Origin of the sequence: Roseateles sp. (assembly GCF_031397715.1) — a bacterium.
Taxonomy (GTDB): domain Bacteria; phylum Pseudomonadota; class Gammaproteobacteria; order Burkholderiales; family Burkholderiaceae_C; genus Paucibacter_A.
Genome location: NZ_JANNMI010000255.1, coordinates 1 through 4,738, shown reverse-complemented (window position 1 = coordinate 4,738; position 4,738 = coordinate 1). Strand labels below are relative to the sequence as shown.

Below are 4,738 nucleotides of genomic sequence, written 5' to 3'. Positions count from 1 at the left end.
CTCGCCGGGCGCCACATCGTGCTCGGCCTCACAGGCGGCATCGCCTGCTACAAGGCCGCCGAACTGACGCGCGAGCTGATCAAGGCCGGCGCCACGGTGCAGGTGATGATGAGCGAGGCGGCTGAAGCGTTCATCACCGCGGTGACGATGCAAGCACTCTCCAACCGCACCGTCGTCACCAGTCAATGGGACGCTCGAGAGCCCAACAATATGGCCCACATCAATCTGAGCCGTGAGGCCGATCTGATGCTGGTGGCGCCGGCCAGCGCCGACTTCATCGCCAAGCTGGCACAGGGACGCGCCGATGATGTGCTCAGCCTGACGGCGCTGGCACGCCCCACCGGGCGCTGCCCGCTGGCGCTGGCGCCGGCGATGAACCGCGAGATGTGGGCGCACCCGGCCACGCAGCGCAATGTTGCGCAGGTCCAGCTTGATGGCGCCGCGCTGTTCGGCCCCGGCAGCGGCGAGCAGGCCTGCGGCGAGGTGGGTGACGGCCGCATGCTGGAGGCGGCCGAACTGCTGGACGAGGTGATCGCCTTCTTTCAGCCGAAATTATTGGCGGGTCGCCGCGTCTTGATCACCGCCGGCCCAACCTTTGAGCCGATCGACCCAGTCCGTGGGATAACGAATCACTCCAGCGGCAAGATGGGTTTTGCCGTCGCCCGCGCGGCGCGCGACGCCGGTGCCGCGGTGACGCTGGTGGCCGGCCCGGTGCATCTGGCCACGCCGCGCGGCGTCAAGCGCATTGATGTGCAGACGGCGCAGCAGATGTATGACGCGGTGCTGCCGCTGGCGGCTCAGCACGAGATCTTTGTCGCCACCGCGGCGGTGGCCGATTGGCGGCCGGCGGCCGTGCAGTTGCACAAGATCAAAAAGGACGGCAGTGACGGCCCACCGAGCGTGAGCATGACCGAACACCCGGACATCCTCGCCGCCTTAGCGGCGCTGGATGACAAGCCGTTTTGCGTCGGCTTTGCGGCCGAGAGCGAGGACCTGCTCAAACATGGCCGTGCCAAGCGGGTGCGCAAGGGCGTGCCGCTGATCGTCGGCAATATCGGCCCGGCCACTTTTGGCCTCGACCACAACGCGCTGCTGCTGATTGATGCCGCCGGCGAGCGCGAAATCCCCCACAACGACAAACTCAGCCTGGCGCGCGAACTGGTGCGCGAGATTGCCGAGCGTTTTGAAAAGAACTCACAAGAAAAATGACCACCGTTGACCTGAAAGTGCTCGATGCCCGCATGGCCGCGCAATTGCCCGCTTATGCCACCCCCGGCAGCGCCGGCCTTGACCTGCGCGCCTGCCTGGACGCCGCCATCACCTTGGCCCCGGGCCAAACCACGCTGATCCCGACCGGCTTGGCCATCCATATTGGGGACCCCGGCCTGGCCGCCAACATCCTGCCGCGCTCGGGCCTGGGCCACAAGCACGGCATCGTGCTGGGCAATCTGGTCGGCTTGATTGACTCCGACTACCAGGGCCAGCTGATGGTCAGCTGCTGGAACCGGGGGCAGACGGCCTTTGTGATTGAGCCGATGGAGCGCATTGCGCAACTGGTCTTGGTGCCGGTGGTGCAGGCGGCGTTTCGCGTTGTCGAAGATTTTGCGGACGCCTCGCATCGTGGTGAGGCCGGTTTCGGCTCAACCGGCAAGGTTTAAGTACACGCGGTTTTTCCGGCGGAATCAAGCCGAGTTGGGGGTGTAGCGCCCCAGGTATTCGAGCACTTGCTGCGGGCCGCCGAGGGGAGGCTTAGCGTAGACCACCCACTCGACCTGCCTGACCGGCGCGAGATATTGCTCGAAGGCCCTTAGGTCCTGCAGCGGGGCCAGTGCGTTGAAGAACTTCAGTTCGCCGTCGCGGAAGGCCAGTTGCAATCGCTCCAGGAACAGGCGCTGAAACAACCGCGACAGCACCCGAACCGGCAGAAAGAAGCCAGGACGACATGCAATCCATCGCTGCCCGTCGGGTGCCGGCCCACCGCCTGGCACCACACAGTGCAGATGAGGGTGATGCAGCAGATTCTGGCCCCAAGTGTGCAGAACAGCAATGAAGCCAATCTCGGCGCCCAGATGCTTGGGGTCGGCCGCGATCACTCGCAAGGTCTCGGCGGTGGCCTGGAACAGGATGTCGTAAACGGTGGCCTTGTTCTGATAAGCGATAGCGGCGATGGCCTCCGGCATCGTGAAGACAACGTGGAAGTATTCGACGGTGAGCAGTTCAGCTTGCCGGTCTTCGAGCCATTGAGCACGGGTCAGCGACTGGCACTTGGGGCAATGGCGATTGCGGCAACTGTTGAACGCAACGCGCCGATGCGCGCAGGAGTCGCAAGCCTCGACATGCCCGCCCAGCGCGGACGTGCGGCAGCGCTCGATGGCACTCATGACACGGCGCTGCCCACGGCTGAGCGAGCCGTCGTGCGCTTGACGATAGGCAGGGCCGAGATGGCGAAATATCTCCGCCATCTCCAGCCCGGTGGGGCGCATGGCCACCCTCAGAAATTGAGGGGCGGCTTCGCTGGCGATGTCGGCATTGGTTCAACCTTGGGCAGAAGATCGAGTGGACTTGCTGTGGCGCAAATGGTGCTGGTGGCAATCTTCAGATAGCGCGAGGTGGTGCCGTGGTGGGCCGGCTCAGCACATCGCTGCGCGCGCCGCCCTGACCGCCAACGCACTCAATGCGCACATAACCCGGCGCCGGGCTAGGGTCAGAGCTTGCGCCTGCGCCTGCGCCTGCGACTGGCCTTGGCCTAACGACCGACCCAGGCGGCAAGAGCGTGGCCTGCACGAATCCGGGGTCAGTTTTGCTTGCTGGTTCACGCCTCGGACTGACCTGCCCGGCCAACCGGGCGCGCCAACGCGGCGCATGCGCACACCACGCCCTCAATTGCCCCACATTCAGGCCGCGAGCACTCGCAAAGTCTCTGCTGATCTGCCCACTCATGGTCAGCTCGTCCACCCACGTCAAGCACTGCCGCGCTTGTTCGTCACTCTTTGATGCTGTCGCCATATGCAATCCTTCAGGTTATTGGTGAACCTTCGAGACTGCCAAAACTACTAACTGAATTCAACGTGGGTTGACCCTGCGCTTACTGAAGAGCTGCTGCGCGTGGGCGTCGATCTGTACGAGCTGAGTTCGTCGCGGTTGAAGAAGAACGAGCGCATGTTCCTGTTCGGCCAGTCGCTCGGCCGCTTGCACGCGAAGCTGGTCGTGATGGTCGACAGCCCTCAACTTGCACGTGAGCTGCTGCGCATCGATCGACATCGACCGGCTGCAAAGCGCCTACCGCGTGCGGCTGGGGCCGAACGGCTCGGGCCTGGAGTGGCTGGGCAATGACGGCGACCGGGAAATGATCCTGAACGAGGAGCCGGATTCGACGCCCTGGTTGCGCATCAAGTCGTGGCTGTTGACGCCGTTCGTGCCTGAGGAGTAGTTAAAAAACTGACCTTTTCCAACGCCTCCGGAAAAGTCATGGATGGCGACAGCAGTCGTTCGCAAGTGGCAATCACCGACCTGTGCAATTTGCCGGCTAAAGGATTCCATCCGCAGGCCGCGTCTGGGCGCTGCCGAAGCATGGTTACGATGTTGAATTCGTTGGCTGGGCTGACAAAGTGGCCGTTTGCCGCGGGGCTACCCATGTTCGAGGTGATGGTCGTCGAGATACTATGAATGCCGACGGTCGAGAACGTGACCGCAAAAATGCCGTTCCCGACGACGTGGCCGAAATTGACCAGAAATGTCTTTGGCGAAAATGTCGCGCCGGGATCGGTGGAGTTCAACGTCACCGTGTAAGACCCTTGCTCGAACCCACAGCGGACATCGATGCGCCCGGGCACGGCAACACCGCGTGATACCGTTTTCGGTACCGCGGTTGTTGGCGTAGGAGGGACTGGACAAGAGGCAAGGCCGGCTTCGACATAGTAGAAGGTCTGGCCGTGGCCGGATACTCCGACAAGGGTCATGGCAATCGCCAACAACGGTTTGCGTACGGGACTCATCGTCGCACTGAGTTGCCGCGATTCCACCGCGAGCTGTGCGGGTAAAAAATCATCATTTCAAAGACAGCACGTAGGTTGCGATCGTGCGTGCCTCACTGGCCGACACTTGCGACTGCGGAGGCATCATGTCCTCGCCCCAAACGCCGGCTCCACCAGTCATGATCTTTTTGGCCAGCATATCTGCCGCGTCTTTTTGGTCGGCGTACTTGGCGGCGACCTGCTGGAAACTCGGGCCGTACTTCCTCTTGTCGACGTAATGACATGCGAGGCAGTTCTTCTTCACGACGAGGTCGTAATCCGCACGCACCGGCCCCGCGGAGCCCAACAAGCCAATGACGGCAATCCATGGAAGCGTGATTCGCAAACGTGTCTCCTTCTCCCTGCAGACAGACGAATGCGCTGCCGTGAGGCAGCGCGGTTGAGAGTTACAGTTATTGCGGCGTCACGCGAATGATCTTGCCCTGGTCCTCGAGCGCGACATACAGATTGCCGTCCGGGCCCAGTTCACAAGCACGGAACCGTCCGGCGGCCGTCGGCCAGGAGAAATCGGACTTCGTTGCGGACAGCCCATCGGCACTGATCTTCAACAGATCCAGGCGGTTGCCCACCGGGGTGCCATGAATGCCGATGCCGGCATAGCCGACCACCATCTGGCCGTCCCAGTCCTTCCACTTCGAGCCAGCAAGGAATGCGTTGCAGAACAGCCCCTGTGACAGCCCGTTGTTGTTCCACGCCGGCTTCAT

At 62.8% G+C, this 4,738-nt stretch carries 5 protein-coding genes and 2 pseudogenes; 3 read left to right on the top strand and 4 right to left on the bottom strand.

Annotation, left to right across the window (positions count from 1 at the left end):
- The coding region (gene coaBC / locus RMO57_RS11260; protein WP_310386659.1) for a bifunctional phosphopantothenoylcysteine decarboxylase/phosphopantothenate--cysteine ligase CoaBC at positions 1–1,209 on the top strand (1,209 nt) is incomplete at its 5' end.
- Positions 1,206–1,658, top strand: a complete 453-nt coding sequence (dut, locus tag RMO57_RS11255; RefSeq protein ID WP_310386657.1) for a dUTP diphosphatase — start codon at positions 1,206–1,208, stop codon at positions 1,656–1,658. The genes coaBC and dut, both read left to right, overlap by 4 nt.
- 39 nt (positions 1,659–1,697) lie before the next feature.
- Here dut and RMO57_RS11250 read toward each other — a convergent pair.
- A pseudogene (locus RMO57_RS11250) lies at positions 1,698–2,483 on the bottom strand (transposase); the annotation flags it as partial.
- Positions 2,484–3,235: 752 nt separating this feature from the next.
- Between RMO57_RS11250 and RMO57_RS11245 the strand changes: the two are divergent.
- Complete coding sequence (locus RMO57_RS11245; RefSeq protein ID WP_310386655.1) at positions 3,236–3,430, top strand: hypothetical protein; 195 nt, start codon at positions 3,236–3,238, stop codon at positions 3,428–3,430.
- On the opposite strand, the gene RMO57_RS11240 is transcribed toward RMO57_RS11245, so the two are convergent.
- The 3 genes and pseudogenes from RMO57_RS11240 to RMO57_RS11230 all read right to left on the bottom strand — a co-directional run.
- Positions 3,390–3,959, bottom strand: a complete 570-nt coding sequence (locus tag RMO57_RS11240) for a hypothetical protein (protein WP_310386653.1) — start codon at positions 3,957–3,959, stop codon at positions 3,390–3,392. The genes RMO57_RS11245 and RMO57_RS11240 overlap by 41 nt on opposite strands.
- Positions 3,960–4,047: 88 nt before the next feature.
- Positions 4,048–4,359, bottom strand: a complete 312-nt coding sequence (locus tag RMO57_RS11235; protein WP_310386651.1) for a c-type cytochrome — start codon at positions 4,357–4,359, stop codon at positions 4,048–4,050.
- 67 nt (positions 4,360–4,426) lie between these two features.
- Positions 4,427–4,738 (bottom strand): annotated as a pseudogene (locus tag RMO57_RS11230) (PQQ-dependent sugar dehydrogenase); the annotation flags it as partial.